This window comes from Advenella sp., from assembly GCF_052108595.1.
Classification (GTDB): domain Bacteria; phylum Pseudomonadota; class Gammaproteobacteria; order Burkholderiales; family Burkholderiaceae_B; genus Advenella.
Window position 1 is genome coordinate 1 of record NZ_JBQEAU010000057.1, and the last position, 20078, is coordinate 20078.

Annotated in this window: 19 protein-coding genes; 7 read left to right on the plus strand and 12 right to left on the minus strand. The window is 55.0% G+C overall.

Going from position 1 to position 20078, the window contains the following annotated elements; all coding sequences use genetic code 11:
- The 3 genes from ACTIKR_RS11545 to ACTIKR_RS11555 form a co-directional block, all read left to right on the plus strand.
- Positions 1–2107, plus strand: a 2107-nt coding sequence (locus ACTIKR_RS11545; protein WP_442327903.1) for a DNA topoisomerase III, incomplete at its 5' end; no start/stop codon positions are given.
- A 36-nt stretch (positions 2108–2143) separates the two neighbouring features.
- Positions 2144–3505 (plus strand): oxygen-independent coproporphyrinogen III oxidase, encoded by a 1362-nt coding sequence (hemN, locus tag ACTIKR_RS11550; RefSeq protein WP_193088237.1) that lies wholly within the window; start codon positions 2144–2146, stop codon positions 3503–3505.
- 9 nt (positions 3506–3514) lie between these two features.
- Positions 3515–4336 (plus strand): class I SAM-dependent methyltransferase, encoded by an 822-nt coding sequence (locus tag ACTIKR_RS11555; RefSeq protein ID WP_193088236.1) that lies wholly within the window; start codon positions 3515–3517, stop codon positions 4334–4336.
- 41 nt (positions 4337–4377) lie between these two features.
- Here ACTIKR_RS11555 and ACTIKR_RS11560 read toward each other — a convergent pair whose 3' ends face one another.
- The 5 genes from ACTIKR_RS11560 to ACTIKR_RS11580 form a co-directional block, all read right to left on the minus strand.
- Positions 4378–4767 carry a type II toxin-antitoxin system HicB family antitoxin gene (locus ACTIKR_RS11560; protein WP_193088286.1) on the minus strand — a complete coding sequence of 130 codons (390 nt, stop codon included), beginning with the start codon at positions 4765–4767 and terminating at the stop codon, positions 4378–4380.
- Between the two features lie 2 nt (positions 4768–4769).
- Positions 4770–4958 carry a type II toxin-antitoxin system HicA family toxin gene (locus tag ACTIKR_RS11565; RefSeq protein WP_193088235.1) on the minus strand — a complete coding sequence of 63 codons (189 nt, stop codon included), beginning with the start codon at positions 4956–4958 and terminating at the stop codon, positions 4770–4772.
- Between the two features lie 323 nt (positions 4959–5281).
- Entirely contained in the window at positions 5282–5869 is a 588-nt protein-coding gene (locus ACTIKR_RS11570) for a peroxidase-related enzyme (RefSeq protein ID WP_193088234.1), read from the minus strand.
- A complete protein-coding gene (locus tag ACTIKR_RS11575; RefSeq protein WP_193088233.1) occupies positions 5866–6378 on the minus strand; it encodes a CMD domain-containing protein in 513 nt (170 codons plus the stop codon). The genes ACTIKR_RS11570 and ACTIKR_RS11575 overlap by 4 nt, the downstream gene beginning before the upstream one ends.
- A gap of 120 nt (positions 6379–6498) precedes the next feature.
- Positions 6499–7257 carry an IclR family transcriptional regulator gene (locus ACTIKR_RS11580; protein WP_193088232.1) on the minus strand — a complete coding sequence of 253 codons (759 nt, stop codon included), beginning with the start codon at positions 7255–7257 and terminating at the stop codon, positions 6499–6501.
- A gap of 108 nt (positions 7258–7365) precedes the next feature.
- Between ACTIKR_RS11580 and ACTIKR_RS11585 the strand changes: the two genes are divergently transcribed.
- From ACTIKR_RS11585 to ACTIKR_RS11600, 4 genes are read left to right on the plus strand one after another with little or no spacing between them, the layout of a single operon-like run.
- Positions 7366–8340, plus strand: a complete 975-nt coding sequence (locus ACTIKR_RS11585; protein WP_193088231.1) for a tripartite tricarboxylate transporter substrate binding protein — start codon at positions 7366–7368, stop codon at positions 8338–8340.
- Positions 8341–8357: 17 nt separating this feature from the next.
- Positions 8358–9869, plus strand: a complete 1512-nt coding sequence (locus ACTIKR_RS11590; RefSeq protein ID WP_193088285.1) for a class I adenylate-forming enzyme family protein — start codon at positions 8358–8360, stop codon at positions 9867–9869.
- Between the two features lie 12 nt (positions 9870–9881).
- Positions 9882–10652, plus strand: a complete 771-nt coding sequence (locus ACTIKR_RS11595) for a citryl-CoA lyase (RefSeq protein ID WP_193088230.1) — start codon at positions 9882–9884, stop codon at positions 10650–10652.
- Positions 10645–11439, plus strand: coding sequence for an SDR family NAD(P)-dependent oxidoreductase (locus ACTIKR_RS11600; RefSeq protein WP_193088229.1), 795 nt, complete (start codon positions 10645–10647; stop codon positions 11437–11439). Before ACTIKR_RS11595 ends, ACTIKR_RS11600 begins: the two co-directional genes overlap by 8 nt.
- 86 nt (positions 11440–11525) lie before the next feature.
- Here the strand turns inward: ACTIKR_RS11600 and ACTIKR_RS11605 are convergent, their stop codons facing one another.
- The 7 genes from ACTIKR_RS11605 to ACTIKR_RS11635 all read right to left on the minus strand — a co-directional run bounded on the left by ACTIKR_RS11605 (position 11526) and on the right by ACTIKR_RS11635 (position 19957).
- On the minus strand, positions 11526–12839 hold the full coding sequence (locus tag ACTIKR_RS11605) for an acyl-CoA thioester hydrolase/BAAT C-terminal domain-containing protein (RefSeq protein WP_193088228.1): 1314 nt from the start codon (positions 12837–12839) through the stop codon (positions 11526–11528).
- Between the two features lie 119 nt (positions 12840–12958).
- Positions 12959–14521: an ABC transporter substrate-binding protein gene (locus ACTIKR_RS11610; RefSeq protein WP_193088227.1), complete on the minus strand. Its 1563-nt coding sequence runs from the start codon at positions 14519–14521 to the stop codon at positions 12959–12961.
- An 82-nt stretch (positions 14522–14603) separates the two neighbouring features.
- On the minus strand, positions 14604–15617 hold the full coding sequence (locus ACTIKR_RS11615; protein WP_193088226.1) for an ABC transporter ATP-binding protein: 1014 nt from the start codon (positions 15615–15617) through the stop codon (positions 14604–14606).
- Positions 15614–16606: an ABC transporter ATP-binding protein gene (locus ACTIKR_RS11620; RefSeq protein ID WP_193088225.1), complete on the minus strand. Its 993-nt coding sequence runs from the start codon at positions 16604–16606 to the stop codon at positions 15614–15616. Before ACTIKR_RS11620 ends, ACTIKR_RS11615 begins: the two co-directional genes overlap by 4 nt.
- Positions 16603–17529, minus strand: coding sequence for an ABC transporter permease (locus tag ACTIKR_RS11625; protein ID WP_193088224.1), 927 nt, complete (start codon positions 17527–17529; stop codon positions 16603–16605). The genes ACTIKR_RS11620 and ACTIKR_RS11625 overlap by 4 nt, the downstream gene beginning before the upstream one ends.
- Complete coding sequence (locus ACTIKR_RS11630; protein WP_193088223.1) at positions 17526–18500, minus strand: ABC transporter permease; 975 nt, start codon at positions 18498–18500, stop codon at positions 17526–17528. Before ACTIKR_RS11630 ends, ACTIKR_RS11625 begins: the two co-directional genes overlap by 4 nt.
- A complete protein-coding gene (locus ACTIKR_RS11635) occupies positions 18497–19957 on the minus strand; it encodes an NAD(P)-binding domain-containing protein (protein ID WP_193088222.1) in 1461 nt (486 codons plus the stop codon). The genes ACTIKR_RS11630 and ACTIKR_RS11635 overlap by 4 nt, the downstream gene beginning before the upstream one ends.
- Positions 19958–20078: the final 121 nt, after the last annotated feature.

Below are 20078 nucleotides of genomic sequence, written 5' to 3' on the forward strand. Positions count from 1 at the left end.
ACGCGAAGAAAAAATCCGCAAGTTCAAATCCCGCGACTACTGGGAGGTGCATGCCACCTTCGTCGCTGCCGGCGGCCTGTATGAAGGCAAGTGGTTCGATCCGGCCTTCAAGAAGGATGAACACGATCCCGAGAAAAAAGACAATCGCCTGTGGTCGGCCGCCAGTGCACAGTCGGTGGTTGTTGCGTGTCGCCATAAAGACGGTACTGTTACCGAAGAATCCAAGCCCTCGACATCCATGTCGCCAGGCCTGTTTGACCTGACATCCCTGCAGCGCGAGGCCAACTCCCGTTTCGGCTTTACCGCCAAAACCACGCTGGCGCTGGCACAAAGTCTGTACGAACGGCACAAAGCGCTAACTTACCCGCGTACCGACTCGCGCTACCTGCCAGAAGACTATCAAAGTACGGTCAAACAGACCTTTGAGGCCATCGTGGGCGCCGAATCGCAGCTAGGACGCCGCAATGCGCCCTTTGCAAAGAAAATTCTGCAAAACAGCTGGGTCAGACCCAACAAGCGTATTTTTGACAACAAAAAGATCTCCGATCACTTTGCCATTATCCCAACCCTGCAGGTCCCCAAGGAGCTGAGCGAAGCCGAAGCCAAGATCTATGATCTGGTCAGCAAACGCTTCATGGCTGTGTTTTTTCCGCCTGCGGAATTCCGGGTAACCACGCGCATCACAATTGTGGCCAGCCATCACTTCAAAACCGAAGGCAAGGTGCTGATCAAGCCAGGCTGGCTCGAAATTTACGGACGCGAGAACCAGGAAAGCGATGCCACGTTGGTTCCCGTCGCTGAAAATGAAACCGTCAAAACCGAAGATATCGCCGCCAAGGACCTGGCCACCCGACCGCCTGCCCGCTATACAGAGGCGACGTTGCTCTCGGCCATGGAAGGGGCCGGCAAGCTGGTGGACGACGATGAACTGCGCGAAGCCATGTCCGAGCGCGGGCTGGGTACGCCAGCGACCCGCGCCACCATTATCGAGGGGCTGCTCAACGAACAGTACCTGCGCCGTGAAGGGCGCGAGCTGATTCCCACGGCCAAGGCACGCCAGCTCATGACGTTGCTGGTCGGACTGAACGTGCGCGAGCTGACTTCGCCCGAACTGACGGGCGAATGGGAACACAAGCTCAAGCAAATGGAACAGGGCCAGCTGGACCGCGAAGCGTTCATGCGCGAAATTGCGCAAAGCACGCAAATTATCGTCAAGCGAGCCAAGGAATACGAGCAGGACACCGTGCCCGGCGACTATGCCACGCTCACGACGCCGTGCCCGGCCTGCGGCAGCGTCGTCAAGGAAAATTACCGCCGTTATGCCTGCACTAACTGTGATTTTTCCATTACCAAGCATCCCGGCGGCCGTACCTTTGAGATTCCCGAAGTGGAAGAACTGCTGCAAAATAAAACCCTGGGCCCACTCAGTGGTTTCATCAGTAAAATGGGACGCCCCTTTTCTGCCATTTTGCGCATTACACCCGAAAACAAGCTGGAATTCGATTTTGGCCAGTCTGACGACAACAACAGTGAGCCGCTGGACGTTTCCCAGCTGACACCAGTCGGCCATTGCCCAAAATGCACTGGCAACGTCTACGACACGGGCATGAGCTATGTCTGCGAAAATTCGGTCAGCGAAAAGAAAACCTGCGACTTCAAGTCCGGCCGCGTGATCCTGCAACAGGAGATCGGTCACGACCAGATGGGCAAATTACTGAGCCAGGGTAAAACCGACCTGCTCGACGGGTTTGTGTCCAATCGTACCAACCGTAAGTTCAAAGCCTACCTGGCCATGTCGAAAGCGGGTAAAATAGAGTTTGAATTTGAGCCCCGCCCAGCCAAAACGGCAAAAGCGGCGTCTAAATCGGCTGCCAAAGCCGCCAGCAAGTCTGCGGCAAAAAGCGCCGCTACCGCGGCAGAGGCCGACAGCGGCAAAGTGGTCAAAAAAGCAGCCAAGAAAACTGCCCGCAAGACCGCAAGTAAAACTGCCACCAAGAAAACAGCTGTCAAGAAAGCCACTGCAAAGAAAGTCGCAGGCAAAAGCGCGACTGCCCGCAAGCAGACTGCCAAAACCGCCGACCCGGACGACACCGAGCCCGCATTTTAAGCGACCCCCGCCTTATCCCGGGGGCGCATGTACAGAATGAACACACTTATTCAGAAATACAACATCCCCGGTCCACGCTACACCAGCTACCCCACCGTCCCGTACTGGGACGAAGGCAGTTTCGATAGCGACGCCTATTTGCAGACCGTCAGGCGCAGCTTTACAGAATCGAATGCCCAGGAAGGCATCAGTCTGTATATCCACCTGCCTTTCTGTGAGGTGCTCTGTACGTTCTGCGCCTGTCACAAGCGCATTACAAAAAAACACAGTGTCGAAGAGCCCTATGTAGACGCGGTCCTCAAAGAATGGGCCATGTACCGCAAGGTGCTCGGCGACAAACCGGTCATCAGGGAAATACACCTGGGCGGCGGCACGCCGACCTTCTTTAGCAGCGCCAACCTGCAGCGCCTGCTTACCGGCATTCTGGACGATGCCATCGTCCATGAGCATCACGAGTTCAGCTTCGAAGGCCACCCGAACAATACCCGCAAGGAGCATCTGCAGACCCTGTACGATCTGGGGTTTCGCAGGGTCAGCTACGGCGTGCAGGACTATGATCCCATCGTCCAGAAGGCCATCCATCGCATCCAGCCTTACGAAAACGTGCTCAATGCAACCGACGCAGCCCGCGCTATCGGCTATACCAGTGTCAGTCACGACCTGATCTTTGGCCTGCCCTTCCAGAGCTGGGCTGCCATGGAATCGACCATCAAGAAAACCATCGCCCTCAAGCCCGATCGCCTGGCCTTCTACTCCTACGCCCATGTTCCCTGGATCAAGGGCAATGGACAGCGCGGTTTCGACGAAAATGATCTGCCCTCCGGCGAGGAAAAGCGCGCCCTGTACGAAAATGGCAAGCAGCTGCTCGAAGAGCTGGGCTACGTGGAAATTGGCATGGATCACTTTTCGCTGCCATCCGATTCGCTGTATCAGGCCATGCTGGAAAAAAGTCTGCACCGCAATTTCATGGGCTACACCTCCTCGTCAACGCAGCTGATGATCGGCCTGGGCGTGTCGGCCATCAGTGATACCTGGTACGCCTTTGCGCAGAACGAAAAAGTTCTTGAAGATTATTATGCCCGCGTCGAAAGCGGTGTGTTGCCGCTGTTCCGCGGTCATTTGCTGGACCAGGAAGATCTGATCATCCGCCGCCACATTCTGAACCTGATGTGCCAACTGCAGACAAGCTGGGCCGATCCTGCCATGCAATTTGCCGAGCTGCCCGACGTGCTGGAACGGTTGCAAGAAATGCAAAGCGACGGTCTGATCCGCATTGGGGCCGACCGCATTGATATAACCGAAGCCGGGCGCACCTTCGCTCGCAATATCTGTATGGCATTTGATCTGCGCATGCTGCGCAAGCAGCCGAATGCGCGCATTTTCTCGATGACGGTATAAAGGCGCAGCATGACCCTGATTCCGGAAATCAAGCCGCAGCAGTCTTTGGAATTGCTCAAGGAACTGCATATCCTCACGCGTGAGGGGAAGATCAACCAGGACACGCGACGCAAGCTCAAGCAGGTCTACCACCTGTACCAGTTCATTGAGCCCCTCATGCAAACCGTACTGGACGAGGGGCAGGCGCTTTCACTGGTCGACCACGGCGCCGGCAAATCCTATCTCGGTTTTATTTTGTACGATCTGTTCCTCAAGGAACACGATAACGCCACGGTGTATGGCATTGAGTCGCGTGCCGACCTGGTCAAAAAATCGGAAGACCTGGCCCGGCGCCTGGGCTTTGAGGGTATGCAGTTCAAAGACATGACCGTAGAGCAGTCCATCTCTTCTGCCGATCTACCCGAAAAAATCGACATTGTCACCGCCCTGCATGCTTGCAATACCGCGACAGACGACGCCATCCGCTTTGCCCTGGCTCGCGATGCGCGTTTCATCGTGCTGGTGCCCTGCTGCCAGGCCGAAGTTGCCGCAGCACTGCGCGCCACCAAGGGCAATACCCTGGGCAAAACGCCTTTGTCCGAACTATGGCGCCACCCCCTGCACACCCGCGAGTTCGGCAGCCAGATCACAAATGTATTACGCTGTCTGCAACTGGAAGCGCGCGGCTATCAGGTTACCGTAACGGAACTGGTGGGCTGGGAGCATTCAATGAAAAACGAACTGATCATCGCCAAAAAAACCGGCGGCTTCAAGAAAAGCGCACGCGAGCGGCAACTGGCCATTTTGAAGGAATGCCACCTGGAAGCACTGCAGGAGCGGTTTGCTTATTAATATGAGCGGCCGGCCGGCTGTCCCTTGTGCATCAGACATCATCAGGGCGTGGCCATTTCCTTTTCCGCAGCGTTGGCCAGAAAAGCCGATCGTGACATATGCAAAGCCTTGGCTCTTGCGTCAATACGGTGCACCAGATTTTGCGGCAAGCTGATATTTAGGCGTACTGCCTTTGTATCGATTCTTGATAAATCAATATCCACCAGCATCCAGCAGCCGTCCTGAAACTGTTCATCCTTACACCAATCTTCAAAAGAAGAAGGAGGCGCAATCGCAACGTCTTCGCCTTCGAAATAAACCTCCACAGCCTCCTGCGCAAGTCTAGGTAAATCAGCGAGTTCGTCCGCAGCGGTAAAACAGCCCGGAAAGTCTGGAAAAGTAACGCTGTAGGCGCTGTCCGGATCTTTGTGGATGTATGCAGGATAAAACACCATTACCTCCATTTCCAGCCAGCCTGGCGATAGATATTGCGCAACGTACCCACGGCTATATCTTTGCGAGGATGGGGAACAACAACATGTTGACTCTTATGGGGATGCTTAAATTTCATATGATCGCCTTTACCTCCAACCCAAATCCAACCGTCGGCTTTCAATAATTTAATGACATCATCTCTCTTCATTTTGTGTAATTATACACAACAAAAAAAAGAGAATGCATTTTTTGGGACCAGACTGCCTCGCTGGATATTGCCCTCACCGCCTTGCTGGACACCACCTAGACGCGTGTATTGCAGCACGCAAAGTGATTACTCAGCATCGTCAGGTTTAGATCACATTGCGGGAGCGATTATTATCAGATTCGCAATCTGTCATTTCCGATAGTGATGAGGTGCGTAGATGAGCGCGACAGCCAGCGCGTGTGCTTTCCCCATACAGTGTATGCAGATGCCGCGTATGGATCTGCCAGCCCTATCGCACCCATCCTGCCTTATAAGCTGATTGATTACTCCGCCGGAAAAACAGGCTCGCCCAGATTCTGCATCAGGCGATTGGCCCAGCCGAACACAGACACCGAATGAATCAGATCCAGCATTTCAATCTCGGTGAAATCCTGGTTTTTCAACACTTGCAGATTGTCTGCATCAAACCCGGACACATCGCGCGTAAGGGCGGTCGCGACATCGATAACGGCAGCATCGCGTTCATTTTTTGCTGCGGTAGCGGGATCAACAAATACGTCGCGCACGATTTCATTACGCTTGGCCAGTTGCTCGAACCGCTGGGCATGCACCGAAGCGCAGTAGACGCAACCGTTGATGCGCGATACCGCCAGGGCCCCCAATTCGCGATCGGCGCGATTTAACCCGCCCGGCGCATACATGATGGCGTTATAGGTGAATGAGCGCTGATCCAGAATATGCGGCTCATGCACCAGCAGCAGATAATAATCGGACGTTTTGGCCTGCGGGTGACTCGCTTCCAGTACCTTGTTCTGTTCCGGTGTTGCGGCATTGGCATCCACCACATCCAGCCAGGCTTTCCAGCCCAGCGTCTGGTTGGTAAATCCGTTGACTTTGATTACATCGCTCATGCTGCCTGCTCCAGTTTCTGCATTGCCTTCAATCCGGCTACCAGACGTATCTGGTAGGCCAGAAACCCGATCAATTGCCCAAGCACAACAACATCCTGCGTGGACATGCCTGAATTTTTGAGCGTCAGCAACGCTTCCTCGTTGCCTTCTATCGGATCCAGAATCAATTTTTTGGTAAATTGCAGGATACTGTTCAATTCAGATTTCACAATATCCTCGACATGGTCTTCGGTCACGATCTGAACCAGCTTCTCGTCGATACCTGCCAGCAGCGCCTGCTCGGTATAGTGTGCCGTCAGCTCGGACGAGTTCATCAGGCTGCTGGCATACAAGGCAACCAGCCATCGATCCTGTAGCGGCAAACTCAGGTCGGGCGAAAACAGCGCGGCGTAGCTTGCCTGCGTACCGTTTTTAACTTTTTCCCTGAACTGCCGGGCTTGCCAGGTTTTACTGTCCGGCTTCAGATTGAGCAGCGTATCGATCAGATCGAGTGCCTCTGCGCTTTGCATAATATTTCCTTTGCGTTGTTGCTCGTAAATTCATGGCGTATGCGATATGACATTCTAACGGAGACAGCAAAAAAATTCGCGCCTGTACGCTGCCGTTGTTATAGACCGGATGCGCTTTGGTCAATTTATGCAGCCATACGAATCCAACGCGGCAATTTCATCTTTTATTATTTGTACCACCGCTTTCTGACGCTTCACGGTAAACCTGGCCTCGACTGACGATACGCTGATGGCAAACCTGGGGCACCCACGTCTGTCGGCGATGGCCACGCCCACGCCAAGCACGCCCTGTACGGCAGCGTTACCCACCGCGGACCATCCTCGCTCTCGCGTGGCCTTCATCAGCAATCGCAGCTTTTTCACTGAGATTGCCCCATAGGGATAGAGTTTTTGTTCGTTCTCGGCAAGGATGCGCTCCTGCTCAGGCTCCGGCAGGTAAGAAAGCAATGCCAGCCCGGCCGCCCCCACGCCCATCGGCTGCTTATGATCAATCTGGATAGAAAGAACCTGCAAGGGGTAAGTGCCAATTTCCCGATGGATACATAAAGAATCCGCATTATCCTGCCTGATCAGAAAAGACGAATCTCCCGTCTTTTCGCTGATTTTTCTCAATACGCCCTTAAATTGCTCGGATTCATCACCAAAATCAGCGATCTGGTTCAGTTTGTCCCGATTGTATATGTAGCAACCCGTGTCGGCTATCTCATTGATATATCCGTTATTGAGCAGAACGCTGACAAAACGGTACACCGTCGGCCGTGATATTTGGGTCCTGGCTGCGATTTGCGCGATCTTCAATCCAGCGGCACTGGCAGTGCTGAGCGTCTCCAGTATGGCCAGGCCGCGTACCAGCGTTTTGGGCTCATCCTTGTAATGCATATCTGCTCCTTATGTCCAAATGATGGACAAATTGATTTTGTCACACTATTGAACCTGACTAGAATGCAGCTGCATATCAACGCAATAAAACATAAAACTGGAGACATGATGAAAACAAAATGCTTGGGCATGACGGCGCTGACGCTGGCGTTACTATCCGCCTCCTCTGCAGTGGCAGCGGCCTACCCCGATCGACCAATCAACCTGGTCGTCGGCTATTCGGCGGGAGGCGCCACCGATATCATCGCTAGGTTGATCGCCAAAGGCCTTTCCAGCCAATTGGGCCAAACGGTTATTGTGGAAAACAAACCCGGGGCCAACAGCAACATTGGCACTGAATACGTTGCAAGGGCAAAGAACGACGGCTACACCCTGCTGGTGGGAAGCATTGCCAACACGATCAACCGTTCACTTTATAAAAACCTGAATTACGATTATCTGAAAGACTTCAAAAGCGTCGGCTTCATCGCGTCCATCGGCAATGTGCTGGTAGTCAATCCGAAAAAGAACATCAATTCGGTGGACGAGTATATTTCGTATGCAAAAAAGAATCCGGGAAAACTGACCTGCGCCTCATCAGGCATAGGGTCGTCTATTCATATGTCATGTGAGCTCTTCAAGATCCTGACGGACACGAACATTCTTCATATTCCTTACAAAGGCAGCGGCCCTGCAGTCAACGATTTGCTGGGCGCCCAGGTCGATTCAATGTTTGACAACATTCCTTCGTCTGTAGGAAGAATCAAATCGAACAAGCTCACGCCGCTGGCGGTCACGACAGAAAAGCGCGATCCGGCGCTCCCGGAGGTGCCCACCTTCAAGGAACAAGGGATTGACAACTTCCTGGTCAGTTCGTGGTTTGCAATTGCAGCCCCAAAAGGGACTGACGACAAAATTATCAGCAAGCTCAACGATGCATTGAACAAAGTGATCGCCAGCCCCGAGGTCAAGGATAGCTTTGCCAAAAACGGCTATACCGCAGCGCCCGTAGAGAACACCCCGGCCTATCTGGATCAATTTACCCGGGACGAAATTGCGAAATGGGAAAAGGTCGTGCGCCAGGCAAAGCTGCAGGCCAACTGAAAGAAGGTAACAACAAGATGTATCCAATCGATTTTTTTTACAGAGCAGCCATCCGTTATCCCGAACGGATGGCCATTGAATCAAGGCATGAAAAAGTCAGCTATGCCGCATTGGCAGATCAGGTAAGCGCCCTGGCTTGCGCGATCCGTAAACTGGACAACGAACCCGGTTCCATGGTCGGACTATGTGCGCAGAATTCGGTCGACTACATTGTTGCCATGCTTGCCATTATGGCTGCCGGCAAGGTATGGGTACCACTCAATTACCGAAGTACACCGACAGAAATCAAAAGAATTACAACCGTCATCAAGCCGTCTATTATCATTCAGGACGGCTATGGCGCAGCATTGACTGCCGGCCTGGAAAACGTACATATCATCAATACAGATGATATCCCCACCTTGATTGAACAATTTAGCGGACAGCATCTTGCCGAAGCGATCAGGGGCAACGACGATATCCAGGCCATCAAATTTACTGGCGGCACGACCGGTATGCCCAAAGGGGTGATGCAACCGTACCGGGCGTGGGTTGCCGTTATTATCAATCAGATCCACGGCTGGAAGATAACAAACAATGACAAATTTGTTATTTGCGCGCCCATCAGCCATGGCACCGGAACTTATGTCTTACCTGTACTTGCGCAGGGTGGTGCCCTGGTGCTGTCCGGGTCAGCAGAAGCGGCCGACATTGTGCATGCATTCAGGGAACAAAAGGGTACGATGACCTTTATGCCCCCGACGCTCATTTACAAGCTGATCGCCGCAGCAGAATCAGAAAAGGATTTCCCGTGCCTGCGGCTGCTGATATACGGCGGAGCCGGCATGCCGGCAGAAAAAATAGCACGCGCTCAGGATTTTTTCGGCAACGTCCTTGCCACGACCTATGGGCAAACGGAAGCACCGCAAATAGCTACGCTGATCGGGCCGGAAACACTGGCTCAGCCGCAATACCGCGCTTCTGTCGGGCAAGCCAGCTGGTTCACCGACATTGCTATTGTGGATCAACAGCACAATCGACTGCCCCCAAATGAAACCGGCGAAATCGTGATCCGCGGTGACCTTGTGATGACCGGCTACTGGCGCCTGCCCGAGAAAACAGCCGAAACCATAAAAAACGGTTGGCTGCATACAGGCGACGTCGGGTTTATCGACGAAAAGGGGTTTGTGTTCATCAAAGACAGAATTCGCGATGTGATTATCACCGGTGGTTTCAACGTCTATCCGATTGATGTGGAGAATGTTCTATCGCAGCACGCCGGCGTGTACGAGTCGGCGGTATTTGGAATCACAGATGAAAAATGGGGCGAGTCGGTGAACGCCGCTGTTCAATTGCGCGCTGACAGCGCTGCAACAGCAGACGAACTCAAGCGACTGGTCAGAGAAAAACTGGGTCCGGTTCACACGCCGAAAAACATCTATTTTTTTGCAAGTTTGCCCAGATCGCCGGTGGGCAAGGTGCTCAAAAAAGCCATTCAGGAACTGGTCCTGTCCGGCCTGCACGACACCACCGAAACACGCCAATTGTAAAAGGAGTACACGATGAAAGAACCCATCACTGAACTGTGCGCACACTCGCTTACCGGTATGAATTACCGAGATAAGGATCTTGTCAATGATCTGATCGGAGAGGCAACCTTCACCGAGGTCATGTTCCTGCAAATCATGGGAAGAAAAGCCCGTCCGGTCGACATCAAAATCGTGGATGCGGTCCTGGTCACCCTTATGGAACACGGACTGACGCCCAGCGCCATTGCAAGCAGACTGATCTACATGAGCGCGCCGGAGAATCTGCAGGGCGCGGTGGCCTCGGGACTGCTGGCTGTCGGCAGCCAGTTTGTGGGAACGATGGAAAATTGCTCAACATTGCTGGACGAAATCATTGCCTCACCCGATCAGCAAGAAGCGGCGCTGGCCATTGCCACAAGATATAAAGAGCAGAAAAAACATCTGCCGGGATTCGGCCATCATCTGCACAAGCCCGACGATCCCCGTTCATTGAAGCTGCTTGATCTTGCCGATAGTGAACCGGCGCTGGCGCGCCAATATATCGACGCGCTCAAACTGTTGAGCCGCGCCGTGGACCAGGTATACGCCAGGCACATTACGATCAACGCGACCGGGGCGGTGGCAGCGTTGCTTGGCGCCATTGGTGTGCCATCACGGCTGATGCGTGGTTTTGCTGTCATCTCACGCGCTGCGGGTCTGGTTTCCCATATCGCCGAAGAGCAGAACATCCCATCGGGCCGTTTTATCTGGGACACCATTGATCAGGCCATTCCATACTCCAAAAGGGACACGGGCAATGGGTGATACAGACAAGGTGGTACTGGTCGCCGGCGCCGGCAGCAGTGCACCGGGCTGGAGTATCGGCAAGGCAACGTCGGTACTCATTGCCCAGTCCGGCGCAAAAGTCATTGCCCTGGACTGCCATGCCGATGCCGCCCGGGCAACCGCCCAGGAAATCGAACGCATTGGCGGAACCTGTTTGCCCTTGCAAGGCGATATTACCCGTCCCGAAGAAATGGATCGCGTGTTGCAGATTGCCACGGAGCGATTTGGCTCCATCTCGACCTTGATTGCCAATGCAGGCATCGGAAAAACCGGCGGCATCCAGGAAACGTCCGTTGCAGACCTTCAGCGTATCCAGCAGACCAATGTCGAAAGCCTGCTGCTGCTTTCGAAGCGCTTGATACCGGGCATGATCGAGCGCGGCGCAGGCTGCATTGTGTCTGTTGCCTCAGTAGCGGGCATCCGTTATGTGGGATATCCTCACCTGGCTTATAGCGTTACCAAAGCGGCATTGATACAGATGACAAAACTGATTGCCCATGAATATGCCGATCGAAATATAAGAGCCAATACCGTTATCCCGGGGCTGATTGACACGCCCAGAATTCAGAAGAATGTTGGCGCTGTTTTTTCCTCATCCAATGACATGGAGGAAGTTCGAAAAAAAAGAGATGCCCAGGTTCCGATGAAAAGAATGGGTACCGCCTGGGAAGTGGCCCATGCCATCGCATTTCTGGCATCCGATCAGGCTTCGTACATCACCGGTACAGAACTGATCGTCGATGGCGGGCTCACCGGAAAATATTAGCGTCTGAGTGGCTGATCACTCAACATCGGATCAGCCCTGCGCTTCTCGCCTGATGACGCAAGCCCGGCCTGTCGCCATCCAGATGGCTAATGCGACTGCCTGCCCTTAAGGTGCGCTCTCACGGCATTTTGCAGAAACTCCTTGACCGCAGTCCAGCTGTGCTCGTCAGACTGGGCATTAGCCGAAGGTGTTCCGCCACCGGTATTGATTTTGCCGGAAACCGGATGCGCATAGACCAGCTGGGTCGTCGGCACATAGGGAAACACAATGCTGTGGCCCCCGTCCTTGGTATCCACCCATTGCACGATATGCTCAAAGCCGACCTGGCCAAGATGATCATAAATCATTTTGCTGTACAAACTCGATGGCCAGGCACCATCATCGGTGGCGGACAGCAGAATGATCGGTCCCTGGATCTTTTCGACCTCGATGCGCGCGCGGGCTACCGCCTCGCTATCTTGCAGGGCAGTCATGATGGCGCGCGCATGGCGGTGGGGCGACGGGCCTTCGTCAAATGGCGCCCAGGTGGCCGTTTTATTGTCCTGCCAGACGTGTGTCAACGGCTTGCCGTTAAGCAGCCAGGCCGGGCCATCGCGACCGACTTGCGGATCGGCCGCGTTCTGTCCGCTGTGCACCACTGCGCCAGGGACATACGCCACAACAGCACTCACGTCCAGTGGATAAATGCTGGCCAGAAGCAGTACCAGCTCTCCGCCACGCGATTGACCGCTCAGGGCCACGAATCCACCAAGCGGGCGCTGAGATCTGCGCAGCCAGTCCATGCCTTTCCTGAAATACTCCAGTGGCGTATTGGAAATATAATCGGACAATCCCGGCGCCTTGAAGTAACCCAATGCAAATGCAATATAACCACGCGACGCATATAATGCCGCGCGCGGCTCATTGATACCGCCGCCCGAGCCGTTCAGAATCATGACGGCCGGATGAGGTCCTGGCGTAGCGGGCAAAAACAGGGTGCCCACCAGGCCATCCTCGCGTACCTCAATGCGTTCTACGCCCTCTTGCATCAGGCGCTGTGTCAGTGTTGCACGCAGCGTGGTGCTGGTCGTGGTCACGGCCAGTTCGGTGATCAGCGGTTGCGCCATCGTGTCTGCAAAGACTTCACGACAATTATCCTGAGCCGGCACTTGCGACCACAGCAACCCCATGGGAGACACGTCCTGGTAACTGCCAGCCAGCGGCGCCAGACGCGTCAAGTCCACAACACCTTGTGCATCGGCTTCAAATTGGGCCTGGCTGCGCCATATCACACCACCAGCGCGCTCGGTCTGGCTCGTAATCGTAATACGCTCGCCAGCCGACAGACCTTCGACACGGATGGCGCGTGGTTCGTCGATCAGCGCATCAGCCGGCATTACCGACAATATTTCATTTGACATAGATCTTCCATTAATTTCGCACCCGCGCCATCATCAACGGCCCGCGGCAGATACATAATCTGCGCGTCGGGCCCGTAAAGCAGCGATGACGGGGCGCTGGTATTGCCGCTGCTGCCAGCTTATTCCTTGCTTACCATGACCGGCACGGTACGATCAGAACTCAAGGGTTTGACAACCAGTCCCTTGCGCGCCGCCCAGATGTTTTTGTAATGGAACATGGGAATCACACCCACTTCATCGGATACCGCCAGGGCGGCGTCCTGTATTATTTTTTCACGTTTGGCGTCATCAAATTCTTCGGTGGCCTGCTTCAGATAGTCGTCCAGCTTCTGGCTGCTGTAGTGGCCCCAGTTGGATGCGCCCAACCCTTTTTCAGGGTTCACCGTAGCCAGAATATTGACCATCGCATAGCTGCCCTCGCCGGTTCCGTTACCCCAGGCAATCACAGACATGGCGTAGTCATTTTTCCGGGCTGTGCTTGAGTACACGGCCCACGGCACCACCGACACCTGGGTTTTCACGCCGATGCGGCTCCAGAACTGGGCCACTGCCTGCACGGTCTCTGGCGCCATGGGATAGCGATCAGTCGGCACGTGCACGGTCAGGTTAAAGCCATCCGGATAGCCGGCTTCTGCAAGCAGCGCTTTGGCTTTCGGGGCGTCAAAGGCAATCGGCTTGATATTCGGATTGTAGCCAATCGAATCCTTGGGCATCCACTGTTCGGCTACCGTCACACTGCCCTGTAAAATACGATCGGCGATGGCATCGCGATTGATCGCAAGCGACAATGCCTGGCGTACTTTTAAATCGAGCAGCGGATTTTTGTCCAGCGGTTTGCCGTTGTTATCAGTGATGAATTTATTGGGCTTCGGATTAAAGCTAGGTTGCAGCAGGAAAACGCGCAGTCCGTTATAGGCATAGACCTTCACTTTCTCATCGCTTTCCAGTTTTTTCAGGTCGGCGACCGACACTTTATCGATCACGTCCACATCACCGGAGAGCAAGGCCGTGGAACGGGTTGCGGCGTTAGCCACATAGCGATAGGAGACCTTGTCCCATAAGGGTTTTTCACCCCAGTACGTAGGGTTGGCCTCAACCTGAAAGCCGGCTCCCGGCGTGTAGGAAACCAGTTTATATGGACCGGTACCGATCAACGCCTTTCCTGAATTGAAGTCATCGCTTGTCGCATTCTCGGTGCTTTTTTTCTGCACCAGGTGCACAGAAGCCAGATTCAGTGGCAAGCCCGGATTGGGAATTGTGGTTTCAAATACCAGCGTGCCCGGTTCTTTTTCAGTCACGCTCTTGATCGTGCGCACGTAGCCTGTGAATGGCGCGACCGAGCCTGGCACCTTGCGAATGCGTTCAATGGAATAGATGACGTCTTCTCCCGTGAACGGTGTGCCATCGCTCCATTTGACGTCTGAACGCAATTTGAATTCCCAGGTCGTGGGACCGGTGTTTTTCCATTCTGTTGCCAGGCCGGGCAATAGTTTGTTGTGGTAGTTGTTGACCAGCATATCAAAAAAGAACAGGCCGGCAGAGCGGTCACCCGCGAAATTATTCAGTTGTGGATCCAGCGAAGACAGATTGTCGGCAAAGGCGATTTTCAGTTCTTCTGCGTGGGCCATATTGCCTGCGGCCAGCAGGCTTGCTGCCATGGCAGCCAGTACGCGCTTTTTCATTTATATTCCTTTATAAGGTTACTGCTACTTAATCAATATAATCAACACGATCGAAATCGGGCAGTTAATCCCTGATGCCCACTCAGGTTTGGTCATTCAGGTGGCAGGCACTCATATGCCCGCCGGCCACCGCTTTAAGCAGCGGGACTTCGGCACGGCAGCGAGGCATGGCATGCGGACAGCGTGGATGGAAATGACAACCCGCTGGCGGATTAAGCGGGCTGGGTATTTCACCCTTGATAATCGAAAACACTTTCTTGCGATCCCGCATTTTGGGAATCTCGGCCAACAAGGCCTGGGTGTAAGGATGATTGGGCTTGCTGAAAATCTCTGCAACTGGCGCCTGTTCTACGATGCGTCCCAGGTACATGATCACCACGCGATCGGACAAATGCTCCACCACACCCAGGTCATGGCTGATAAACAGATAGGTCAGGCCCAGTTCCGCGCGCAGTTGCATGAACAGATTCAGAATTTGCGCCTGAATGGATACATCCAGAGCGGCAACGGCTTCATCACAGACCAGCATATCCGGCGCCACGGCCAATGCCCGCGCAATACCGATGCGCTGGCGCTGCCCGCCGCTGAACTGATGCGGAAAGCGGTTGCGCAGGCTGGCCGACAAACCGGCGCGCTCCAGCTGCTCAGATACATACTGGTCCAGGTCACGTGCCGATACCATATTGTGCAGTCGAGGAGACTCTCCTACAATGTCGCGCACACGCATGCGCGGATTCAGGCTGGCATAGGGGTCCTGGAAAATCATCTGGATTTTCAGGCGCGCCGCCTCGGCCTCGTGCCTGGGCAGCGTTTTCAGGTCCTGGCCGTTGACCAGCACCTGACCGGCTGTCGGCTCCATAATACCGGCCACCATCCGGCCCAGCGTCGACTTGCCGCAACCTGATTCGCCTACCAGGCCGACCACTTCGCCTTTGGCAATATCCAGGCTGACATCATCCACGGCACGCGTAAGCGCAGAGGGACGCGTCAACCTGAGTTTTTGCAGCCAGGGATCCAATATCCCGTCACTGGCATGACCAAAGGTCTTGGACACGTGGCTGACCCGCATCAGCGGCACTTTTATTTCATCTGTCATAGTGCCACTTCCGTTTCAGGAACAGCGCCCGGATGATAGCAACGCACCCGATGACCGGCCGCCAGTTCGTCCAGCGCCGGCATCGTATCACAGACAGCGGTACGCCGCGGGCAGCGCGACGCGAATGCACAGCCCGCCGGCAATGACAGCAGATTGGGCGTCATACCCGCAATCTGCCGCAGCGGCTGCCCTCTTACATTATTGGCGGGCAGGCTCTGGATCAGGCCCTGGGTGTACGGGTGCTGCGGGTTGTCCAGCACCTGATCCACTGTACCGGCTTCCACAATTTTTCCAGCATACATCACATGCAGATCGTCAGCGAGCCCGGCCACCACCGACAGGTCGTGAGTAATCCAGATCAGGGCCGTGCCATATCGGGCCGACAGTTTCTGTATTTCCGACAAGATCTGCGACTGAATCGTGACATCCAGCGCCGTCGTGGGCTCGTCTGCGATGATCAGGTCGGGTCTCAGCAACAGCGCTATGGCAATGGCCACACGCTGGCGCATGCCGCCCGACAACTGGTGCGGATACGCCGACAGACGGGCTTGCGGACTGGGAATGCCCATCAGGCCCAGCATGTCGCGCGATTGTTCCCAGGCCTGTCTGCGGCTGATTTTTTCATGCGCACGCAGGGTTTCGATCATTTGCGTATCCACCCGCAGCACCGGATTCAATGTCATCATTGGATCCTGGAAAATCATCGAAATGCGATTGCCGCGCAGGCGGCGCAGCTGCTGTTGCGGCAGGCCCAGCAGATCCTGCCCTTTGAACAGAATCTGTCCGCCAACGATACGGCCCGGCTCATCGACCAGGCCCATGATGGAAAAGCCCGTGACGGACTTGCCTGAACCCGACTCGCCTACCAGCCCCAGAATACGTCCCGGCTCCAGCTGGAGCGACACGCCGTCCACAGCCGGCAGCTGGCCCGCCCGGGTCATAAAGTGCGTACGCAGATCGCGAACCTCCAGCAAAGGCGTCGTACTCATCGCTGCCTCCGCGGATTGAACATTTCCCGCAGGCGATCACCCACCAGGTTCAGCGCCACTATGGTGACCAGCAGCGCCACGCCAGGGAAAAGGCTGATCCAGTACTGTCCCGAGAGCATGTACTGATAACCGTTGGCGATCAGCAATCCGAGCGAAGGCTCTGTCACGGGCACGCCCAGCCCCAGGAAACTCATGGTTGCTTCCAGCGTAATCGCACGTGCAACCTGCAAGGTGCCGATCACAATCAAAGGCGGCAGACAATTAGGCAGGATGTGCCGCAGCATGATGCGCCACTGGGAAATATTCAGGCTTTTTGCCGCCTCTACATATTCCTTCTGTCGCTCTGCCAGCGCCTGACCCCTGGCGGTACGCGCATAATAGGCCCATTCCAGTATCACAAGCGTCAATATCACATTACCAATACCCTTGCCCAGATACGCCAGAATCATCATCGCAATCAGAATAGATGGAAACGACAGCATCAAATCGACCGTGCGCATGATGAAGCTGTCTATCCGGCCCCCGGCATAAGCCGACAGCACGCCCAGTATTGTCCCGACCACACTCGCAATAAGCGCAGAACCCACGCCGACCGTCAGACTGATACGCAGGCCGTACAGGATGGCAGACAACAGATCCCGTCCCTGTCCATCTGTCCCCAGCCAGTAGTTATAGGTGCCGGCGCCGTTGGCGCTGCCTGGCGCCAACCGCGAATCCAGGATATCCAGCTGCATCAGATCATACGGATTTTGCGGTGTCAGCCAATGGGCGAACACCGAACCGAAAGCCAGCAGCAACAGCAGCGTAAAGCCGATCACAGCACGCTTGGACGAGAAAAAATCGGCCAGCCTTTCTCGAAACAATGAAGGCTTGGGCGCAGCAATCACCGCTTGCACGGCAGACTCGGTCACGGGCTGACTCATCGCGCGCCCTCCAGCCGGACTCGCGGATCAAGCATGCGATAGGCGATATCGACTAGTAAATTGATGGTCACGAAAACACAGACAATAACCACCAGATAGGCCAGAATGACCGGTCGGTCCAGACCATTGATGCTGTCCAGGATCAGTTTGCCTGCACCAGGCCAGGAGAAAATGCTCTCGGTCACCACGGCACCGGCGATGGTCGAACCAAACTCCAGCCCCAGTACGGTGATCAGCGGGATCATGATATTGCGCAGTACATGTACGCCGATCACCCGCAAGTTGCTCAGGCCCTTGGCACGGGCAAAACGGATATAGTCCAGCGGCAGCACTTCCTGCACGCCAGCATAGGTAAGCCTGATCACAAGTGAAACCTTGAACAGTGCCAGATTGACTGCCGGCAACAGCATGTGCCGCAGTCCATCGAGCGTCAGAAACGACCATTGATAGCCAAACAGCGTCACGGTTTGCCCTCGTCCTGACGAGGGCAGCCATCCGAGGCTGACGCTGAATGCCATGATCAGCACCAGTCCTACCCAGAAGGTTGGCAGGGAAAAGCCCAGGATGCTGCCGGTCATGATCGTGCGGGAAACAATACTGTCTGAATAAAGTCCGGCTATCAGCCCCAGCGGCACACCTACCACAATCGCAATTACCAGGGCGGCCATTGCCAGCTCCATGGTCGCCGGCAACCGATGCAGCACCAGTTGCAGGGCTGGCTGGTTGTACACGAAGCTGTTGCCCAGGTCACCCTGCACCGCACTGCCCAGGAAATGAAAATATTGCAGCCATAATGGCTTGTCCAGGCCCATCTGCGCGATGATGCGGGCACGGTCTCGCTGATCGGCATCCGGTCCGATAAGAATATCGATCGGGTTGCCAACCGCATGCAGGCCGATAAAGACGATCACTGTCATCAACAGGATAATGAGCAGCGCCTGCAGGACACGTTTAATCAGCCACAGCGTCATTGCGCCTCCACAGGCAAGGGCGGACCGGCGGCAGTCCACTCATCGCCATCGAGCTCCGGTTCAGCATAGGCTTCCAGTTGCGCATAATAAGCGGCGACATCTTCCTGATACAGGGAGCCGGCAATGGCGCGGGCAATGGCTGATGCCCCATCTGAAATTGCCGGAATATCGCCCGAGACAGTGCCATGTGAGGCCACGGCAGGATAGCTGAAACAGTGAATATGCGCCAACCCGGGCGCGTCCACGCCTGCGCGGGGCTGGAACTCGAAACCCGGTCCCAAATCGGGACAGGCAGCCAGTTCGGCATCTTCCTGCCCTGGCTGCGGATGATAACGCTGCGCCCAGGTTCGCACCAGCGGTGCCAGCTCGGCATACTCCGGACGCAGGTGCCAGTCGATGTTGAAACCGGTGGCAAAAATGAGAAAATCCAGAACAAATGTACCCTTGGGCGTGGTCAGATAAATCACGTCCTCGCGCACTTCAATGTCCAGTACCGGACAACCGACATTGAAGCGGGCATTGTGATGGGAAGCCACACGCAAGGTACTGCCTTTGGGCGGCGGCACTTGCTGCACATTGATGTAATGGCGAATACGCCACTTCCAGTCATCCGTTAAGCCAGCGTAGCCATGCACCAGGCCGGGGCTGCCAGAGCCCTTTCCCTTGTTGATACGAGGAATCTCGTTACGCCGGATAATTATATCCACACTATGGGCACCGGCTTCCAGCGCAGTAGCCGCGCTATCCATGGCCGAAGCGCCTGCGCCGATCACCCCGACCCGCTTGCCGGCAAGCGTGTTGTAATCAAAGAAATCCGAAGAATGCGCACGCAGATGCGCCGGCACCTTATCGGCAAACGCTGGATAACCCGGCCCGCCCAGGCCATCGCGGCCGGTCGCCAGAATCAGGCGCCGGGCAGCCACCACTTTTTGGCCCCCAGGGGCCTGCAGCGTCAGTTCAAGATAATTGTCGGGATGCAGATGGACATGACTAATGTGATGTTCATTGCGCACATCCACATTCATGACTTTGCGATACCAGCGCAAATAATCCATCCATTGCAAGCGTGGTATTTTATCCAGCGCCTCCCACTCCTGGCGCCCATACTGTGCTTCGAACCATGCCCGAAACGTGAGCGAAGGCAGCCCCAGGGCAGGTCCGGTCAGCTGCTTGGGCGAGCGCAGGGTCTCCATGCGCGCCGTCGTTGCCCAGGGCCCTTCAAAGCCAGCGGGCGCACGATCGAAGTTACAGGCGCGCACACCCAGATTGCGCAAGGCAACAGCGGCAGTCAACCCCGCCATGCCGCCACCAATAATGGCGACATCGAGCAAGCGTTCACCATCCACCACCCGAGGCTGCACCCAATCCTTGCCGGGCAGATCAAGACGGGAAAGATCTTCCTGCAAACGTGCTTCAAGGCCGGGCAGCCCGTCTTTTTCGGGTGGGTGATAACTCATTCTGCAACTCAATAAATAAATGCAAGGGTTTTCCCTTGCTGGTTTTATTTGATTATTACGCAATGATATAAAGAAATGCGTAACCAGCCATTTTAAAGAATATGGCAAGTTTAATATATAT